The 19,051-nt window shown below is 71.0% G+C and carries 15 protein-coding genes and 2 tRNA genes; 6 read left to right on the forward strand and 11 right to left on the reverse strand.

All coding sequences use genetic code 11. From position 1 onward, the window contains the following. Positions 1–62 precede the first annotated feature (62 nt). The 4 genes from ACFV61_RS08575 to ACFV61_RS08590 all read right to left on the reverse strand — a co-directional run bounded on the left by ACFV61_RS08575 (position 63) and on the right by ACFV61_RS08590 (position 3,676). Positions 63–1,088 carry a rod shape-determining protein gene (locus ACFV61_RS08575; RefSeq protein WP_031076009.1) on the reverse strand — a complete coding sequence of 342 codons (1,026 nt, stop codon included), beginning with the start codon at positions 1,086–1,088 and terminating at the stop codon, positions 63–65. A gap of 320 nt (positions 1,089–1,408) precedes the next feature. After that, positions 1,409–1,822, reverse strand: coding sequence for a nucleoside-diphosphate kinase (gene ndk, locus ACFV61_RS08580; protein ID WP_063347562.1), 414 nt, complete (start codon positions 1,820–1,822; stop codon positions 1,409–1,411). Between the two features lie 110 nt (positions 1,823–1,932). Then, entirely contained in the window at positions 1,933–2,283 is a 351-nt protein-coding gene (locus ACFV61_RS08585) for a DUF4233 domain-containing protein (protein WP_063347563.1), read from the reverse strand. A gap of 1 nt (position 2,284) precedes the next feature. Next, positions 2,285–3,676, reverse strand: coding sequence for a folylpolyglutamate synthase/dihydrofolate synthase family protein (locus tag ACFV61_RS08590; RefSeq protein WP_063351097.1), 1,392 nt, complete (start codon positions 3,674–3,676; stop codon positions 2,285–2,287). A 174-nt stretch (positions 3,677–3,850) separates the two neighbouring features. On the opposite strand from ACFV61_RS08590, the gene ACFV61_RS08595 reads away from it, so the two are divergent. The 3 genes from ACFV61_RS08595 (at position 3,851) to ACFV61_RS08605 (ending at position 8,260) form a co-directional block, all read left to right on the forward strand. Beyond that, the gene (locus ACFV61_RS08595; RefSeq protein WP_380490749.1) at positions 3,851–5,284 is read left to right on the forward strand and encodes a glycosyltransferase; all 1,434 of its coding nucleotides are present in this window, start codon (positions 3,851–3,853) and stop codon (positions 5,282–5,284) included. A gap of 66 nt (positions 5,285–5,350) precedes the next feature. Beyond that, positions 5,351–6,550 (forward strand): non-hydrolyzing UDP-N-acetylglucosamine 2-epimerase, encoded by a 1,200-nt coding sequence (wecB, locus tag ACFV61_RS08600; RefSeq protein ID WP_380424998.1) that lies wholly within the window; start codon positions 5,351–5,353, stop codon positions 6,548–6,550. A 171-nt stretch (positions 6,551–6,721) separates the two neighbouring features. Then, on the forward strand, positions 6,722–8,260 hold the full coding sequence (locus ACFV61_RS08605; protein ID WP_380490751.1) for a chitinase: 1,539 nt from the start codon (positions 6,722–6,724) through the stop codon (positions 8,258–8,260). A 21-nt stretch (positions 8,261–8,281) separates the two neighbouring features. Here the strand turns inward: ACFV61_RS08605 and ACFV61_RS08610 are convergent, their stop codons facing one another. Beyond that, complete coding sequence (locus tag ACFV61_RS08610) at positions 8,282–8,803, reverse strand: hypothetical protein (RefSeq protein ID WP_159398426.1); 522 nt, start codon at positions 8,801–8,803, stop codon at positions 8,282–8,284. Between the two features lie 316 nt (positions 8,804–9,119). Then, positions 9,120–11,759: a valine--tRNA ligase gene (locus ACFV61_RS08615; protein WP_363369869.1), complete on the reverse strand. Its 2,640-nt coding sequence runs from the start codon at positions 11,757–11,759 to the stop codon at positions 9,120–9,122. A 186-nt stretch (positions 11,760–11,945) separates the two neighbouring features. Here ACFV61_RS08615 and ACFV61_RS08620 point away from each other — a divergent pair, with 186 nt between their 5' ends. Continuing rightward, positions 11,946–12,833 carry a hypothetical protein gene (locus ACFV61_RS08620; protein WP_380490753.1) on the forward strand — a complete coding sequence of 296 codons (888 nt, stop codon included), beginning with the start codon at positions 11,946–11,948 and terminating at the stop codon, positions 12,831–12,833. A gap of 92 nt (positions 12,834–12,925) precedes the next feature. After that, complete coding sequence (locus ACFV61_RS08625) at positions 12,926–13,708, forward strand: hypothetical protein (protein WP_380336924.1); 783 nt, start codon at positions 12,926–12,928, stop codon at positions 13,706–13,708. A gap of 97 nt (positions 13,709–13,805) precedes the next feature. On the opposite strand, the gene clpX is transcribed toward ACFV61_RS08625, so the two are convergent. The 5 genes from clpX to ACFV61_RS08650 form a co-directional block, all read right to left on the reverse strand. Beyond that, complete coding sequence (gene clpX, locus ACFV61_RS08630; protein ID WP_063347569.1) at positions 13,806–15,095, reverse strand: ATP-dependent Clp protease ATP-binding subunit ClpX; 1,290 nt, start codon at positions 15,093–15,095, stop codon at positions 13,806–13,808. A gap of 249 nt (positions 15,096–15,344) precedes the next feature. Next, positions 15,345–16,007: an ATP-dependent Clp protease proteolytic subunit gene (locus tag ACFV61_RS08635; protein ID WP_063347570.1), complete on the reverse strand. Its 663-nt coding sequence runs from the start codon at positions 16,005–16,007 to the stop codon at positions 15,345–15,347. Positions 16,008–16,063: 56 nt separating this feature from the next. Then, complete coding sequence (locus tag ACFV61_RS08640) at positions 16,064–16,681, reverse strand: ATP-dependent Clp protease proteolytic subunit (protein ID WP_063351100.1); 618 nt, start codon at positions 16,679–16,681, stop codon at positions 16,064–16,066. A gap of 265 nt (positions 16,682–16,946) precedes the next feature. Continuing rightward, entirely contained in the window at positions 16,947–18,341 is a 1,395-nt protein-coding gene (gene tig / locus ACFV61_RS08645; RefSeq protein ID WP_063347571.1) for a trigger factor, read from the reverse strand. Positions 18,342–18,635: 294 nt separating this feature from the next. Then, positions 18,636–18,709: transfer RNA gene (locus tag ACFV61_RS08650), tRNA-Pro, on the reverse strand. A 157-nt stretch (positions 18,710–18,866) separates the two neighbouring features. On the opposite strand from ACFV61_RS08650, the gene ACFV61_RS08655 reads away from it, so the two are divergent. Next, positions 18,867–18,937, forward strand: a tRNA-Gly gene (locus ACFV61_RS08655). The last annotated feature ends 114 nt before the right edge of the window (positions 18,938–19,051 follow it).

Here is a 19,051-nt window from a genome sequence, read left to right on the forward strand (position 1 = left end):
CGCCCGGGCTGTGGGGCCCGGGCGGCAGCCCGTTCAGTTGAGTGTCGGATGTCTCGGTGGTGCTAACGGCGCGGGGAGGCGTCCAGTACCTGCTGGAGCGCCTCGAACTCCTCGACGCACTTGCCGGAGCCGAGCGCGACCGAGTCGAGCGGGTTCTCGGCGATGTGGATCGGCATGCCGGTCTCGCGGCGCAGCCGCTCGTCGAGGCCGCGCAGCAGGGCGCCGCCGCCGGTGAGCACGATGCCGCGGTCCATCACGTCGCCGGCCAGCTCGGGCGGGCACTGGTCGAGGGTGGTCTTCACGGCGTCGATGATCGAGTTGACCGGCTCGTCGATGGCCTCGCGGACCTCGGCGGCGGAGATGACCACGGTCTTGGGCAGGCCGCTGACCAGGTCGCGGCCGCGGATCTCGGCGTGCTCGTCCTTCTCGCCCTCCAGGCCGAAGGCGCTGCCGATGCTCATCTTGATCTGCTCGGCGCTGCGCTCGCCGAGGAGCAGCGAGTACTCCTTCTTGATGTGCTGGACGATCGCGTTGTCCAGCTCGTCGCCGGCGACCCGGATGGACTGGGCGGTGACGATGCCGCCGAGGGAGATGACCGCGACCTCGGTGGTGCCGCCGCCGATGTCGACGACCATGTTGCCGGTGGCCTCGTGGACGGGCAGCCCGGCGCCGATGGCGGCGGCCATCGGCTCCTCGATGATGTGCACCTGGCGGGCGCCGGCCTGCGAGGAGGCCTCGATCACGGCGCGGCGCTCGACTCCGGTGATGCCGGAGGGCACGCAGACCACGACCCGGGGGCGGGCGAGGTAGCGGCGGCGGTGGATCTTGAGGATGAAGTAGCGGAGCATCCGCTCGGTGATCTCGAAGTCGGCGATCACGCCGTCCTTGAGCGGGCGGATGGCGACGATGTTGCCCGGCGTCCGGCCGATCATCTTCTTCGCCTCGGCACCGACCGCCAGGATGCCGCCGGTGTTGGTGTTCACCGCGACGACGGACGGCTCGTTGAGGACGATCCCCTTGCCCCTGACGTACACCAGCGTGTTGGCAGTTCCAAGGTCGATCGCCAAGTCGCGGCCGATGAACGACAGGTTGCTCGCCATGGGGTGTGGTTGCCTTCCCGGGCTCGGAGTTCATAGGGGGGTTGGACGAGAGCGCGCCCACGCTCGGGCGGAGCCAGCTGAGCTGCCTTACCGGGCCCTTGAGTCGCGTCCATCGTAGTCACGCGGCGCGGCACGGACGTCGATGCGGGGCATACCGTCCATTGTCCGGAGCGTGTTCGCTTCTCCGGGCATTGGGACGCCGTGTCGGCACCTCTGGTTGCTTATTTCACGATAAAAGTGCCCCGGCCGGGCCAATGGTCCCGACCGGGGCAGTGCCAAGGTCCCTCGGGCGTGTCGCCCGGCTGGACTCAGGCGTGCGCCGGGAAGAAGATCTTGATCTCGCGCTCGGCCGACTCCGGGGAGTCCGAGGCGTGGATCAGGTTCTCGCGGGTGATCGTCGCGTAGTCGCCGCGGATGGTGCCGGCCCCGGCCTCCAGCGGGTTGGTCGCACCGGCCAGCATCCGGATGCCGCGGACGACCTCCTCGCCCTCGACGATCAGGGCGATCGACGGACCGGAGGTCATGAACTCCAGCAGCGGCTCGTAGAACGGGCGGCCGACGTGCTCCGCGTAGTGCTGCTCCAGCGTCGCCCGGTCGAAGGTGCGCAGCTCGACGGCGGTGAGCCGCCAGCCGGCCTTGCGCTCGATGCGGCTGATGATCTCGCCGGCCAGGCCACGCTGGACGGCGTCGGGCTTGAGCAGGACGAGAGTGCGCTGGGACACGGTGCGTCTCCTGGGGATTCGGTACGGCAAGGCAGTCGGGCCGACGGGCGGGAGCCGACACGGCAGAGATTACCTTGCGTGTGCGGCGTGTCGGCCCGCCGGTCCGGGCCCTAGACCGGTACGGCAGCCGCCTCGGCGGCGGCCCGGGCGGCCTTGAACTCGTCCACCTTGCGGCCGTAGTGCACCGAGCACCACCACAGGCCGGCGAAGACCACACCGAGGCCGAACATGGTCGGCAGGATGAAGCCGCTGGCGATCAGGCCGATCTGCAGCGCCCAGCCGACGGCCACCGCCCCAGGGCGGTTGATCATGCCGCAGAGCGCGATGCACAGCGCCATGACGATCCCGGTGACGATCCAGATCGTGGCCGTGGAGACGCTCGACAGCTGCATCGCGACCAGCGCGGCGAACATCGCCAGGAGAGCCTCGCCGATCAGGGTCGAGGAGCAGAGGGTCCTCATGTCACTTCCTCCCGAGCAGCAGGCGGGCCTCGCCCACCGTGATGACCGAACCGGTGACCAGCACCCCGGCGCCGCCGAGGTCGCCCTCCTCCTCGGCGAGGGTGACGGCGGCCGCGATGGCGTCGTCGAGCCGGGGCTCGACCTGGACGCGGTCCTCGCCGAAGATGTCGACGGCCAGCGCCGCCAACTCGTCGACGTCCATCGCGCGGTGGGTGGAGTTCTGGGTGATGACGACCTCGGCGAGGACCGGCTCGAAGGCCTCCAGCACGCCGGCCACGTCCTTGTCCCCGGAGGTGCCGATCACGCCGACGAGCCGGGTGAAGCCGAAGGACTCGCCGAGGGCGGCGACGGTGGCGCGGGCGCCGTGCGGGTTGTGCGCGGCGTCCAGGATGATCGTGGGGCTGCGGCGGACGACCTCCAGCCGGCCGGGCGAGGAGACGCCGGAGAAGGCCTGGCGGACCTTGTCCACGTCGAGCTGCCCGCCGCGGGCGCCGCCGACGCCGAAGAAGGCCTCGACCGCGGCCAGCGCCAGCACCGCGTTGTGCGCCTGGTGCTCGCCGTGCAGCGGGATGAAGACGTCCTCGTACTCCTCGCCGCCGAGCCCGCGCAGCGTCACCAGCTGGCCGCCGACGCCGAGCTCACGGCGGATCACGCCGAACTCCATGCCCTCGCGGGCCACCGTGGCGTCGACCTCGACGGCGCGCCGCAGGATGTTCTGGGCGGCGTCCAGCTGCTGCTGGGCGACGACGGCGACGGCACCGGACTTGATGATCCCGGACTTCTCGACCGCGATCTCGCCGGTGGTCTCGCCGAGCTTGTCGGTGTGGTCCAGCCCGATCGGGGTGATCACGGCGACGGCGGCGTCGATGACGTTGGTGGCGTCCCAGGAGCCGCCCATGCCGACCTCGACCACGGCGACGTCCACGGGGGCGTCGGCGAAGGCGGCGTAGGCCATGCCGGTCAGCACCTCGAAGAAGGACATCGGCACCGGCTGCGCCGCGTCGACCATCTGCACGTACGGCTCGATGTCGCGGTAGACCTCGACGAAGCGCTCGGGGGTGATCGGGGCGCCGTCCAGGGTGATCCGCTCGGTGACGCTCTCCACGTGCGGGCTGGTGTAGCGGCCCGTGCGCAGTTCGAAGGTGTTGAGCAGCTGCTCGATCATCCGGGCGGTGGAGGTCTTGCCGTTGGTCCCGGTGATGTGGATGGAGGGGAAGGACCGCTGGGGCTGACCCAGGATGTCCATCAGCGCCTCGATCCGGTCGAGCGAGGGCTCCAGCTTGTTCTCCGGCCAGCGCTTGGAGAGCTCCACCTCGACATCGCGCAGGGTGTCGTCGGTGTCGCCGTCGGTGGGGCGGAGGGTGTACGGGTTCGGGTCGGCCTTGTCGCTCACGACCACAGTCTACGGAGGGTTGGCGGGCCGTCCTCACGGGGTGAGAACGACCACTTTGGTCGGAGTTTCCAATTTGCCCCCTTTACTATCTCTTTGGCGAATTTGAACCGCAACGAAGCATCGATTCGCACCCCCTGGAGCCGCGCCACCTTTGATCACGAGGAGTACTACGCCATGCCCGACGCTCTGCACGACTGGATCGTGCTCCGCCAGGACGCCGTCGTCTGGTTCGCCGGACTGGTCTCACTGGCGCTCGTCGGCTACATGGCCTTCGTCTTCGGACGCTTCCTCCTGTACTGGGCCGGCTCCCGGCACGCCTTCCGGCACAACCGGCCCGCCGAACCCGGCGACCCGGCCGCCTTCCAGTGGCACCTGGTGATCCCCTGCCGCGACGAGGAGGCCGTGGTCACCCAGACCCTGGCCGGCCTGCGCGCCGGTGCGCCCGAGGCCCACCTGTGGGTGATCGACGACGACAGCGAGGACGCCACCCGCGACCTCGTCCTCGCCGCCGCGGCCCACGACGACCGCGTCCACCTCGTCCAGCGCCGCCGCCCGCACGCCCGGATCGGCAAGGGCGCCGCCCTCAACGCCGCCTACCGCGAGATCACCGCCTGGCTGCCCGAGAACACCGACCGCTCCCGCGTGGTGATCGGCGTCGTCGACGCCGACGGACGGCTCGACCCCGGCACCCTCCCCCAGGTCTGCAACGACAAGGCGCTCGGCCGCCCCGACACCGGCGCCGTCCAGATCGGCGTGCGGATGCGCAACGCCGACGACGAACTCCCGCTGCCCGGCCGCAGCCGGACCGCCAACGCGTTCGCCCGCGCCCTGGTCCGGATGCAGGACGTCGAGTTCCAGGCCAACAACGCCGGCATGCAGCTGCTGCGCCGCCGCACCGGCAGCGTCGGCCTCGGCGGGAACGGCCAGTTCGTCCGCCTCACCGCCCTCGACTCGCTCACCGCCGAGGAGGGCCGGGCCGGCCGCCCCTGGCCCGAACGCGCCCTGCTGGAGGACTACGAGTCCGGCCTCGACCTGCGCCTGGCCGGCTGGCGGCTCACCCACGTCACCGAGACCCAGGTCTCCCAGGAGGGCCTGATCTCGCTGCGCCGCTTCCTCACCCAGCGCACCCGCTGGGCCCAGGGCAACATGCAGTGCCTGCGCTACACCGGCCGGGTGCTGCGCTCCCCCTTCTACACCTGGTCCGGCAAGGCCGAGGTGCTGTACACCTTCCTGCAGCCCGTCGTCTGCGTGCTGCTGGTCCTGCTGTTCCCGCTCTCGCTCGGGATCACGGCGGCCGGGCTGGTGCTCTTCCCCGCCGAGACCGCCGACTTCCACGTCAGGTTCGGCCCGTGGATGCTGCTCGCCTTCGCGGTCGCCACCCTGCCGATGGTGTTCTGGGGCTTCGCCTACCGCCGGCTCGTCCACCCCGACCGCGGCCGGCTCACCGGACTGCTCTGGGGCGTCCTGATCTGGCTCTACGCCTACCACCTCTTCGTGGTCGCCACCCGGGCCGCCGTCCGGATGCTGCTCGGCCGCAACGGCTGGGCCAAGACCCGGCGCAACGCCGAGAAGGTCGCCCTCGGCTCCCCCACCGCCCTTGAGTCCTGAGCCTCAGTCCTGAGCCCCGCGCTTGAGCCCTGAGCTGCCCCACCCCCTCGGAGCCTCCCCATGAGCATGTGCCTTCCCCCCGCCAGCGTCGCCGTCGTCCTGGGCACCCGCCCCGAACTGGTCAAGCTCGCCCCGCTGATCCACGAACTCGGCGACGCCACCCGTCTGGTGCACACCGGCCAGCACTGGGACGAGGCGATGTCCGGCCGCTTCCTGCGCGACCTCGATCTGCCCCGCCCCGAGCTGCTCACCGGCGTCGGCGGGCGCCCCCGGGCCGGCCAGATCGCCCAGTCCCTCGGCCAGCTGGACGCCGCCTTCGCCGAGGACCGCCCCGCCGCCGTCGTCGTCCAGGGCGACACCAACGCCACCCTCGCCGGGGCGCTGGCCGCCAACGCCCGGGAGATCCCGCTGGTGCACGTCGAGGCCGGGCTGCGCAGCTTCGACCGGGCGATGCCCGAGGAGCACAACCGGGTGATGGTCGACCACGTCTCCGACCTGCTCTGCGCCGCCACCGGGGACAACGTCGCCAACCTGCGCGCCGAGGCCCTCGCCGAGGAGCGGATCGCGCTCACCGGCAACACCGTCGTCGAGGTGGTCCGCCGTCAGCTGCCGGCCGCGGCCGACCGCGCCGCGCTGCTCGCCGCGCACGGGCTGCGCCCGGACGGCTACGTGCTGGCCACCGTGCACCGCCCGGAGAACACCGACACCGCCGAGGCGCTGGGCGCCGTGCTGGCCGAACTGGACCGGATCGCCCGGGCGGGCACCCCGGTGCTGTTCCCGATGCACCCGCGCACCCGGGCCGCCGTCGAGCGCTTCGCACTGGACGCCCTGCTGGAGCGCCTGGCCGTCACCGGGCCGGTCGGGTACGCCGACTTCCTGGGTCTGGCGAGCCACGCCGCGCTGCTGGTCTCCGACTCCGGCGGCGTGCAGGAGGAGTGCACCGTGCTCGGCCGCCCGCTGCTGGTGGTGCGCCGCTCCACCGAGCGTCCGGAGGCGGTGGCGGCGGGCTTCGCCGCGCTGGTGGGCCCCGACGAGGACCTGGGCGAGCTGGCCCGGGCCTGGCTGGCCGACACCCCCGAGCGGCTCGCCCGGCTCGCGGCCACCCCGAGCCCGTACGGCGACGGCCTGGCCTCGGCGCGGATCGCCGCGCTCACCGCCGCGGTCGCCGAGCCGGCCGAGCCCGGAGCAGCGGAGACCGGAGCAGCCGACGCCGGAGCATTCGGCACCGCAGCAGCCGACTCCACGGCACGGCCGTCGGCCGCCTAGCGCCCTCTTGACAGCCGGATTGGTCTACTCCACCTTGTGAGTCAAGTCTCCTTCCCCGACAGGGACTTGAGTTGTCGGTAGCTCCCGCACGCGCACCATCGACACCCCGGACGGCGCTCCACCCCCACCACTCAGGCGCGCCGCCGGGCCTCCCCCACAGGAGATGGAGTCATGCCACCTGCCCGACACCGGCGCCCACGCGCCGCCCACACCCTGCTCGCCGGGGCCTGCGCCGTCGCCCTCGGCCTGAGCGGGCTCGCCCTCGCCACCGGCACCGGCGCCCAGGCCGCCGACCCCGACCTGATCGCCAACGGCGGCTTCGAGACCGGCACCCTGTCCGGCTGGTCCTGCGGCAACGGCGCCGTCCAGAGCACGACCGCACACTCCGGCCGCTACGCCCTGCAGTCCACCCCGGGCTCGGGCGACACCGGCGAGTGCACCCAGACCGTCGCCGTGCAGCCCTCCTCGACGTACACGCTGAGCTCCTGGGTCCAGGGCTCGTACGTCTACCTGGGCGCCCGCGGCACCGGCGGCACCGACCCCGGCACCTGGACGAACTCCACCGGCTGGGCCCAGCTGAGCACCGGCTTCACCACCGGCCCGGGCACCACCAGCGTCACCGTCTACCTGCACGGCTGGTACGGGCAGCCCGCCTTCCTCGCCGACGACGTCTCACTGATCGGCCCGGGCGGCCCGCAGCCCTCCCAGAGCCCGACCGCCACCACGTCCCCGAGCCCCACCGGCACCGGCAGCCCTTCCCCCACGGACACCGGCACCGGCAGCCCGACCGCCACCTCGACCGGCAAGCCGCCCGGCCTGCCCAAGCACATCCTGACCGGCTACTGGCAGAACTTCGACAACGGCGCCACCGTCCAGCGGATCAGCGACGTCCCGGCCGCCTACGACATCATCGCGGTCTCCTTCGCCGACGCCACCACCACGCCGGGCGGGCTGGGCTTCACCCTGGACCCCGCCCTCTCCTCCCGCCTCGGCGGCTACACCGACGCCCAGTTCAAGGCCGACATCGCGGCCAAGCGGGCGGCCGGCAAGAAGGTGGTGCTCTCGGTCGGCGGGCAGAACGGCACGGTGTCGGTGAGCGACCCGACCTCGGCGGCCAACTTCGCCGACACCGCCCGGGCGCTGATGCAGGGCTACGGCTTCGACGGGATCGACATCGACCTGGAGAACGGTGTCAACGCCGTCTACCTGGGCCAGGCGCTGCACGCGCTGGCCGCGAAGAGCGGCAGCGGGTTCGTCCTCACCATGGCGCCGCAGACCATCGACATGCAGTCGACCGGCATGGAGTACTTCAAGCTGGCGCTGAACGTGAAGGACATCCTCACCATCGTCAACATGCAGTACTACAACTCCGGTGCGATGAACGGCTGCGACGGCAACGTCTACTCGCAGGGCACCGAGGACTTCCTCACCGGGCTGGCCTGCATCCAGCTCAAGGGCGGGCTGCGGCCCGACCAGGTGGGGCTCGGGGTGCCGGCCTCCACCAGCGCGGCGGGCGGCGGGTACGTCAGCCCGAGCGTGGTCGACAACGCGCTGGACTGCCTGGCCGCCGGCACCAACTGCGGCAGCTACAAGCCCGACACCACCTGGCCGGGCATCGGCGGGGCGATGACCTGGTCGACCAACTGGGACGCCAAGGCGGGCAACCCGGTCGCGGGCACCATCGGCGCGCACCTGCACGCCATGCCGTGACGCCCCTCCCCGGACCGGGGTTCAGACCCCGGCCCGGGCCTCCGGGACGTGGGCCGCGGGCCCGCCGTGCCGGCGGCGCAACTCGGCCGTGATCTCGGCCAGTTCGCCCTCGGGCAGCAGTGGCAGCATCATCGCGACGCCCTGGAGCAGACCGCCGAGCAGGAAGGTGGTGTCGGCGGTCGAGGCGACCAGGCCGCGCACCTCGGCCACCTCGCCGGCGGCCACCGCCTCGATCAGCCGGGCGGCGTCCGCACTCTCCTCGTCCACCGCGACCGCGCCGTTGTCGGCCGGGGCACGCCGGGCCATCGCCCGCAGCACCCGGTCGCCGACCTCGGGCGCGTACGCCTTGCGGACGGCCTCGGCGGCGATCCAGGCGAGCAGGGTGGTCACCTCGCGCTCGGCCCGCTCGGCGAGGAGCAGGTCCAGCTCGTGGTCGAAGGCGAGCTGGTTGCCATGACGGAACGCCAGCAGCAGGGTCGCCGCCCTGGCCTTGGCCTCCTCCACCGCCTCGGCAGGCAGTTCGCCGGCCAATTCCTCGGTCACCACCACGCCATGCCCTCCCGTCCGTCGGCTCAGCAGGAACGCTCAGCAGAAACACCCGTCAGAAACTCCGTGCACACCGTACACATCCGACCTGCAAACTTCCGCGAACCCGCGCGGGCAAGACCGGAATGAATTCGGAAGGAATAGGACCTCACCCGGTCCAGGATGAATATTCGCCGGAAGGGAGCAATGTTGATGGGCTATTAGGCGTAGCAAAAAGAACACCGCCGCCGCGCCCGGCCGAGCCGCCCGGAAACGCCGGAGGGGCCGCACCCCGCGCGTCGCGGAGTGCGGCCCCTCACGGACCGGTGCGGGCTCAGCCCTGCGGCAGCGCCGCGAGCTGGGCGGTGATCCGGGCGATGTCGGCCTCGGCGGCCTCCTGGCGGCCCCGGATCTTGGCGACCACCTCGTCCGGCGCCTTGGCGAGGAACGCCTCGTTGCCGAGCTTGGCCGTGGTCTGTGCCTTCTCCTTCTCGGCGGCCGCGAGGTCCTTGGCGAGGCGCTTGCGCTCCGCCGCGACGTCGATGGTGCCGGAGAGGTCGAGCGCGACGGTGGCGCCGGCGACCGGGAGCGAGGCGGTGGCCGCGAAGCCCTCCTCGGGGACGGTCAGCCGCAGCAGCGAGCGGATCGCGTCCTCGTGGACGGCCAGCACGGTGCCGTCCAGCTCCAGCTTCGCCGGGACGCGCTGCGCGGGCTGCAGGCCCTGGTCCGAGCGGAACCGGCGGACCTCGGTGACGACCTGCTGCAGCGTGGCGATCTCGGCCTCGGCGGCGGTGTCACGGAACCCGCCGTCCGTCGGCCAGTCGGCGACCACCAGCGACTCGGCGCCGGTCAGCGCCGTCCACAGGGCCTCGGTGACGAACGGGACCACCGGGTGCAGCAGCCGCAGCGTGGTGTCCAGGACCTCGCCGAGCACCCGGCGCGCGGCGTCGGCCTGCGGGCCGCCCTTGGCCAGGGTGGTCTTGGAGAGCTCGACGTACCAGTCGAAGACCTCGTCCCACGCGAAGTGGTAGAGCGCGTCCGAGGCCTTGGCGAACTCGTAGCCGTCGTAGAGCGCGTCCACCTCGGCGATGGTGGCGTTCAGCCGCGACAGGATCCAGCGGTCCACTGCGGTGAGCTGCTCCGGCGCGGGCAGCGGGCCCTCGACGGTGGCGCCGTTCATCAGCGCGAAGCGGGTCGCGTTCCAGATCTTGTTGCAGAAGTTGCGCGAGCCCTTGACCCAGTCCTCGCCGATCGGCACGTCGGCGCCCGGGTTGGCGCCGCGAGCCAGGGTGAAGCGGACGGCGTCGGCGCCGTAGGCGTCCATCCAGTCCAGCGGGTCCACGGCGGTGCCCGAGGACTTCGACATCTTCTTGCCGAACTCGTCGCGGACCAGGCCGGTCAGGGCGACGGTCTTGAACGGCGCCTCACCGTCCATCGCGTACAGGCCGAACATCATCATCCGGGCGACCCAGAAGAAGATGATGTCGTGGCCGGTGACCAGGACGTCGGTCGGGTAGAACTTCTCGAGCTCCGGGGTCCGTTCCGGCCAGCCGAGCGTCGAGAACGGCCACAGGCCGGAGGAGAACCAGGTGTCCAGGACGTCAGGGTCCTGGTGCCAGCCCTCGCCGGTGGGCGGCTGCTCGTCCGGGCCGACGCAGACGACCTCGCCGTCCGGGCCGTACCAGACCGGGATCCGGTGGCCCCACCACAGCTGGCGCGAGATGCACCAGTCGTACATGTTGTCGACCCAGTCGAAGTAGCGGCGCTCCAGCTCCTTCGGGTGGATCTCCACCTTGCCGTCGCGCACGGCGTCGCCGGCGGCCTTCGCCAGCGGCTCGACCTTGACCCACCACTGGAGCGACAGCCGCGGCTCGACCACAGTGTGGCAGCGCGAGCAGTGGCCGACCGAGTGCATGTACGGGCGCTTCTCGGCGACGATCCGGCCCTGCTCGCGCAGCGCGCCGACCACGGCCGAGCGGGCCTCCAACCGGTCCAGGCCGAGGAAGGGGCCGTGCACGGTGATCGCACCGCGCTCGTCCATGATGCTCAGGTTGGGCAGGTTGTGGCGCTGGCCGATCGCGAAGTCGTTGGGGTCGTGCGCGGGCGTCACCTTGACGGCGCCGGTGCCGAACTCCGGGTCGACGTGCTCGTCCGCGACGACCGGGATCTCACGGTCGGTCAGCGGCAGCTTGATGGTCCGGCCGACCAGGTGACGGTACCGCTCGTCGTCCGGGTGGACGGCCACGGCGGTGTCGCCCAGCATCGTCTCGGCCCGGGTCGTGGCGACGACGATCGAGTCCTCGCCCTCGCCGTAGCGGATCGAGACCAGCTCGCCGGGGACCTCCTCGTGCTCCACCTCGATGTCGGACAGGGCGGTGAGGCAGCGCGGGCACCAGTTGATGATGCGCTCGGCCCGGTAGATCAGGCCGTCGTCGAAGAGGCGCTTGAAGATGGTCTGAACGGCCTGCGAGAGCCCCTCGTCCATGGTGAAGCGCTCGCGCGACCAGTCCACGCCGTCGCCCAGGCGGCGCATCTGGCCGAGGATCCGGCCGCCGTAGTTCTCCTTCCACTCCCAGACCTTCTCGACGAAGGCCTCGCGGCCCAGGTCGTGGCGGGACAGGCCCGACTCGGCGAGCTGCTGCTCCACCTTGTTCTGGGTGGCGATGCCCGCGTGGTCCATACCCGGCAGCCAGAGCGTCTCGAAGCCCTGCATCCGCTTTCGGCGGGTCAGGGCGTCCATCAGCGTGTGCTGGAAGGCGTGGCCCAGGTGCAGGGCCCCGGTCACGTTCGGCGGGGGGATGACGATGGTGAACGGGGGCTTGTCGCTCTTGGCGTCCGCGGTGAAGTAGCCACGCTCTACCCAGCGCTCGTACAGCTCGCCCTCTACGTCCGCGGGGGTGTAGGTCGTCGGGAGAGTGGCTGCTTCGTCCCCGGCAAAGGTGCTCACGGGGTGCTGGTTCGTCGTGTCGGTCACGACGCACAGTTTACGTAACCGCAGGCCCGTGTTACGAACCGCTTTCTCCGCGCGGACGCGACCCGCCCGAACGGCTCGGCGGAGGACACCGTACGGTACCGTTCCCGGGCACTCGTCCGGTGTCCGCACGGACCCCGGGACGACACGACGACAGGCCGCGGGTGCGGCGGGGGAGCACGGACGCAGATGTACGGCCAGGGCCAGCAGTATCCGCAGGGACAACCGCAGGGACAGCCTCAGCCGTACGGGGGTCAGCCCCCGTACGGCCCGCCGCAACCGCCGCCGCCCTACGGCGCCCCGCAGCAGCCGCCCCAGTACGGCTACCCGCCGCAGGACGGCCAGCCCTACGGCGCTCCCCAGCCGCCCTACGGCGCCCCGCAGCAGCCGTACGGCGCCCCGCAGCCCCCGTACGGCTACCCGCCGCAGGCCCCGTACGGCCAGCCGGGCCAGCCGGGCTACCCGCCGCCGCCGCCGAAGAAAGGCCGGACCGGCCTGGTGGTCGGCCTGGTCGTGGGCGCGCTGGTGCTGGGCGGCGGCGGTTTCGCCGCGTGGAAGTTCCTCGGCGACGACCAGGGCGGCCAGTACAAGATCTCCGCGCCGCAGTCGCTGCCGGACGGCTACACCCAGAAGTCGGCCAAGGAGGAGGCCGTCGACCCGGCCAAGCCCGAGGCGGCGAAGTTCGGCAAGAACCTCAACGTGCTGGTGGCCAGCTACAGCAAGGGCTCCGACGCGCTCGACACGCTCTCCGTGGTCGGCGTCTACGGGGAGCTCAACGACCCCGGCCAGATCATCGACGACTCGAAGAAGGACAGCGGCGGGCTGACCTGGTCCACGCCGCTCACGGACTTCCCGGCGCAGGACGGCCACAGCTCCTCGGCGAAGCTCGCCTGCGGCGTGGCCAGCGTCATCGCGGGCAAGGCCGGGCCCACGGTCTGCGTGTGGGCGGACAAGTCCACCACCGGCCGGATCACCTTCAGCAAGATCAGCCTGACCGGCGGCGGCCAGGGCCTCACCCCGGCCCAGGCCGCGGACAGGACCCGGGCGATCCGCGACGCCATGGTCGTCGCCAAGTAACCGGGGCACCGCCCCGCCACGTCACCACCACGTCCCCGCCGCCGCCGGCCGCGCCGGGCGGCACCCGGGCATCGCCATCAGAGAGGCCTCGCGTGACCGAGCAGAACCCCTACGGCCCCCCGCCGCAGCCGGGACACGACGCACCGCCGCCCCCGCCGGCCCCGCCGGGCTACGGCGGCATCCCGCCGCAGAGCCCCCCGCCCGGCTACCCGCCGGTCGGCGAGCCGGGCGCCTACCCCGGGTACGGCGCGTACCCGCCGGTGCCGCCGCCGCGCAAGTCCCGCAAGACGCTCTGGACCGTGCTCGGCGTCGTCGGCGCCTTCGTGCTGCTGGGCGGCGGCGCGCTCGCCTACTTCGTCTACGACGTCGCCAGCAGCGCGGGCACCCAGAAGATCGTCCTGCCGGCCACGTTCAAGGACCTGCGCCAGAGCGACGACCCCCAGGTCGCCGACACCCTGGAGAAGGGGCTCACCTCCAGCTTCGGCAAGGGCGACGGCAACTGGAGCCCCACCGGGGTGGGCGCCCTCTACCAGAACGCGCAGTCGGACCCGCAGCTGGTCGTGTTCGGGGGCTACGGCAAGGTCCTGGCGCCGAAGCAGGAACTGAACCAGGCGTTCCAGGGCATGGCGTCCACCGGTCGCAAGCTCGACAACCGGCACGTGGTGGACGCCGGCCCCAAGGGCGGCGCGATGGAGTGCGCCACCGTCGTCGGCGGCGAGGGCGAGGCCGGGACCACGATGGGCATCTGCGCCTGGGCCGACAGCAGCGGCCTGGTGATGGTCATGACGGTGGCCGACCCGAGCGCCCAGCCGGACCTGGACAAGCTCGCCGCCGACACCCGCGACCTGCGCGCGGTCGCCGAGGTCCCCAAGTAGTCCACCGGGAACCGCCGGTGACCCTCCGGGCACCGGGAGACGCCGAAGGGCCCCGCACCGGTCGGTGCGGGGCCCTTGCGGATGCGGCGGGCGCGGGTCAGGCGCTCTTCTCGCGCCGCTCGCGCTTGATCATGTCGCGCGGGACGAGGGTGGGGATGGCGTGCTTGGAGACCACGTCCCCGGTGACCACCACGCGGGCGACGTCCTGACGCGAGGGCACCTCGTACATCACGGACATCAGCACCTCCTCCATGATGGCCCGCAGACCGCGCGCGCCGGTGCCGCGCAGGATCGCCTGGTCGGCGATCGCCTCCAGCGCGTCCCGGGAGAACTCCAGCTCCACGCCGTCCAGTTCGAAGAGCTTGCGGTACTGCTTGACCAGCGCGTTCTTCGGCTCGGTGAGGATCTGCAGGAGCGCCTCGCGGTCCAGGTTGTGGACGCTGGTGATCACCGGCAGCCGGCCGATGAACTCGGGGATCATGCCGAACTTCACCAGGTCCTCGGGCATCACCTGGCGGAAGTGGTCGCTGGCGTCCGACTCCCGCTTGGAGCGGATGTTGGCGCCGAAGCCGATGCCCTTGGCGCCGGCCCGGCCCTCGATGATCCGCTCCAGGCCGGCGAACGCGCCGCCGACGATGAACAGCACGTTGGTGGTGTCGATCTGGATGAACTCCTGGTGCGGGTGCTTGCGCCCGCCCTGCGGCGGCACCGAGGCGGTGGTGCCCTCCAGGATCTTCAGCAGCGCCTGCTGCACGCCCTCGCCGGAGACGTCCCGGGTGATCGACGGGTTCTCGCTCTTGCGCGCGACCTTGTCGATCTCGTCGATGTAGATGATCCCGGTCTCGGCCTTCTTGACGTCGTAGTCGGCCGCCTGGATCAGCTTGAGCAGGATGTTCTCGACGTCCTCGCCGACGTACCCGGCCTCGGTCAGCGCGGTGGCGTCCGCGATCGCGAACGGCACGTTGAGCATCCGGGCCAGGGTCTGCGCCAGCAGCGTCTTGCCGGAGCCGGTGGGGCCCAGCAGCAGGATGTTGGACTTGGCCAGCTCGATGGCGTCCTCGCGGCCGTTGCCGCCGCTGCGGCCCGCCTCGCCGGCCTGGACGCGCTTGTAGTGGTTGTAGACCGCCACCGACAGGGCCTTCTTGGCGAGGTCCTGGCCGACCACGTACTGGTCCAGGAACTCGTAGATCTCCCGCGGCTTCGGCAGCTCCTCGAAGCGCACCTCGGAGGTCTCGGCGAGTTCCTCCTCGATGATCTCGTTGCACAGGTCGATGCACTCGTCGCAGATGTACACGCCTGGGCCGGCGATCAGCTTCTTCACCTGCTTCTGCGACTTGCCGCAGAACGAGCACTTGAGCAGGTCGCCACCGTCTCCGATGCGTGCCACGAGGTGCTTCCCCTTCGCCAGGGGCCCCGCAGAAGTTCCGGGGCCTGGTGCTGTGGACCGTCAACGCCGACGGCGATCGGTCTCGCTATCCGACGGTACTCTGCCGGGCCCCTGATTCCGTCCTCTTCGCCGGGTCTGCCCTACGCCCTGGGCGAATTGATACCGAACAGATGCCGTTGCGGAGGCCGCCGACGACCCGGAGCGGAGCGCGCACGCAGGATGCGCGCCCCGCCTCGGAGGGTGCCGGCCTCAGGAGGTCAGCGAGGTCTTGCGGGTGGAGATGATCTGGTCGACGAGGCCGTACTCCAGGGCCTCCTCGGCGGTGAGGATCTTGTCGCGCTCGATGTCCTCGCGCACCTGCTCCACCGGCTTGTTGGAGTGCTTGGAGAGCATCTGCTCCAGCTGCTCGCGCATCCGGAAGATCTCCTTGGCCTGGATCTCCAGGTCGGACACCTGGCCGCGGCCGGTCTCGGTGTACGGCTGGTGGATCAGGATGCGGGCGTTCGGCAGCGCCATCCGCTTGCCGGGGGTGCCGGCGGCGAGCAGCACGGCCGCGGCGGAGGCCGCCTGGCCCATGCAGACCGTGGTGATGTCCGGCTTCACGTACTGCATGGTGTCGTAGATGGCCGTCAGGGCCGTGAACGAGCCGCCGGGCGAGTTGATGTACATCTGGATCTCGCGGTCCGGGTCCATCGACTCCAGGCACAGCAGCTGCGCCATGATGTCGTTCGCCGAGACGTCGTCGACCTGCGAGCCGAGGAAGATGATGCGCTCCTCGAACAGCTTGGCGTACGGGTCGTACTCGCGGATGCCCTGCGTGGTGCGCTCGACGAAGCGCGGGACGATGTAGCGACCCTCGGCGCGCATGTCCTCGACGCGGGCCTGGGCGGCCGACAGGCTGGGGATGATCATGGGGGTTCTTGTCCTCCGGGGCGTTGTGGCTGTGGTCTCGTGGGCCGGGCCGAGGCTCAGGCGCCCGTGCCGCCGCCGCCGGGAACGTCCGCGGCGCTGTGCATGATCGCGTCGATCAGGCCGTACTCCAGGGCCTCCTCCGGCGCGAACCAGCGGTCGCGGTCGGAGTCCCTGGTGATCTGCTCGAAGGACTGGCCGCTGTGGAAGGCGATCAGCTCGGACATCCGCTTCTTGGTGCGCAGCAGCTGCTCGGCCTGGATGCGGATGTCGGTGGCGGAGCCGCCGAGGCCGGCGGACGGCTGGTGCATGAGGATGTTGGCGTTCGGCAGCGAGAAGCGCTTGCCCTTGGCGCCGGCGGTCAGCAGGAACTGGCCCATCGAGGCCGCCATGCCCATCGCGATGGTGACGACGTCGTTCTTGATGTACTGCATGGTGTCGTAGATCGCCATGCCCGCCGAGATCGAACCGCCCGGGGAGTTGATGTAAAGGAAGATGTCCTTTTCCGGGTCCGCGGCCAGCAGCAGCAGCTGGGCGGTGATCTTGTTGGCGATGTCGTCGTCGACCTGCTGGCCGAGGAAGATGATCCGCTCGTTGAGCAGCCGGTTGTACACCTGGTCGCCCAGGCCGCCGAGCACGTCACCAGAGGCGGCGTGCGGCGCCATCGGGCCAGGCATCTGCATCTGCGGGAACGTCACTTAGCCACCTGCTCAGTCGATTTGGACGGTCGCTCCACGGCCGTCACGATGTCGCACAGCTTCCGGGTATCACGGTGTGATTGGTGCTGTCCAAGGACCCTAACGCGCAGGCCGGGCCGCAGAATCCCTCACGCAGAACTGTTCGCTGTGAGCGCAGGGTCGGGCCCGCCCCGGGGGACGACGACGGGCCCGGACACCGTACGGCGTCCGGGCCCGTCGCAGACCTCAGGGGTTACCGGGGCACTCAGGCCTCGGTCTTCTCCTCGGCGGCGGTCTCCTCGGCGGCGGGGGCCTCGACGGTCTCGGCCGTCTCGTCCTCGTCGTCGAAGTTGACCTCGTTGCCCTCGGTGTCGACGACCTTGGCGGCCTCGACCACGGTGGCCAGCGCCTTGCCGCGGGCGACCTCGCCGACCAGCAGCGGCACCTGGCCACCCTGGACGACCTGCTGCGCGAACTGGTCCGGGGTTAGACCCGAGCCGGCGGCGCGGCGGATGAGGTGCTCGGTCAGCTCCTCCTGGTTAACACCCAGCTCTTCGTCGGCGACGATCTGGTCCAGGACGAACTGGGTCTTGATGCCCTTCTTCGCCTGCTCCTCGATCTCGGCGTCCCACTCCTCGCGGGACTTGCCCTGGGTCTCCAGGTAGCTGTCGATGTCGAGGCCCATCGGCTGGAGCTGGTGGTGCTCCAGGTTGTGCTTGCGGGTCTCGACCTCGTCCTTGAGGAGCTTCTCCGGGAACTCGATCTCGACCAGGCCGAGCAGGGCGTCCAGCACCTTCTCCTGGGCCTGGGTGGCCTGGTCGTACTCCTTCATGCGCTCCAGGCGCTTGCGGGAGTCGTCGCGCAGGGCCTCCAGGGTGTCGAACTCGCTGGCCAGCTGGGCGAACTCGTCGTCCAGCTCGGGCAGCTCCTTCTCCTGGACGGCGGTGACGGTGACGGTGACCTCGGAGGTCTGGCCCGCCTGGGTGCCACCCTTGAGCTCGGTGGAGAAGGTGGCGGTGCCACCGGCCTCCAGGCCGGTCACGGCGTCGTCGATGCCGTCGATCAGGCGGCCCGAGCCGATCTCGTAGCTGACGCCGTTGGCGGTGCCGTCCTCCGGCACCTCGCCGTCGACCTTGGCGATCAGGTCCACGACCACGATGTCACCGGCGGCCGCGGCGCGCTCGACGTCCTTGACCGAGGAGAAGCGCTCGCGCAGCTGCTCCAGGGACTTCTCGATGTCCTCGTCGGAGACGACGATCGGGTCGACGGTCACCTCGATGGAGGCGAAGTCCGGAAGGGTGATCTCCGGACGGATGTCCACCTCGGCGGTGAACTTCAGGTCGCCGCCATCGGCGAGCTTCTCGACACCCTCGATGTTGGTGATGTCGGGCTGTCCGAGGACCTCGATCTTGCCCTCGTCGACAGCCTGCGTGTAGAAGCGCGGGAGGGCGTCGTTGACGGCCTCCTCCAGCACAGCGCCACGGCCGAAGCGCTGGTCGATGACCCGGTTCGGGATCTTGCCCTTGCGGAAGCCCGGGACCGAGACCTGCTGGTTGATCTTCTTGTACGCCGCGTCGAGGCTGGGCTTGAGCTCCTCGAAGGGCACCTCGACGGTGAGTCGAACCCGGGTCGGGTTCAGAGTCTCGACGGCGCTCTTCACGGTTAGGTCTCCTATGGGCTTGCGGTCAGGTTGCCTCCGCCGTTCCCGGCCGCCGGCCGAGGCCGTACGAATGGGTCGGGCGAGACGGGCGATGAAGGGTTGGAGCTGCATCTCCCGTGGGGGGTGGACGGTGAGAGTGACTCCTCGCCCTCGTGCGGTTGACCTGGGTTGACACCGCAGGGACTACCGCCAGCGCCCCATCCTACCGGTACCACGAAAGGCGGACGCCAGGCGCCACCGTCGGGCCCGAACAGAACAGGGCCCCGCCACGGTGGACGAGACCCTGCCGCACTGTCGGGGTGACCGGATTCGAACCGACGGCCTTCCGCTCCCAAAGCGGACGCGCTACCAAACTGCGCCACACCCCGTGGTGCCGAGAGGAAGCGTACACGTCGGGCCCTGGCGGCTCGCCGACATATTCGGGGGCGGTCCGAGGGAGCGCGCGCAGAATCCGGTGTGCACGGAAGCGACCGGACCAGGTACGCTGTCCCCCGAACTTCCGGCCGGCAACGACCGGGGGATCGCGCGGGCGTAGCTCAATGGTAGAGCCCTAGTCTTCCAAACTAGTCACGCGAGTTCGATTCTCGTCGCCCGCTCATCGGCCCGGGGGGGGGGGGGGGGGGCCCCCCCCCCGCGGGGGGGGGGGGGGCGGGGGGGGGCCGCCCCCCCCCCCCCCGCGCGGGGGCGGCGGTCGGCGAGATCCGCGCCCG

This window comes from Kitasatospora sp. NPDC059817, from assembly GCF_042731835.1.
Lineage (GTDB): Bacteria > Actinomycetota > Actinomycetes > Streptomycetales > Streptomycetaceae > Kitasatospora.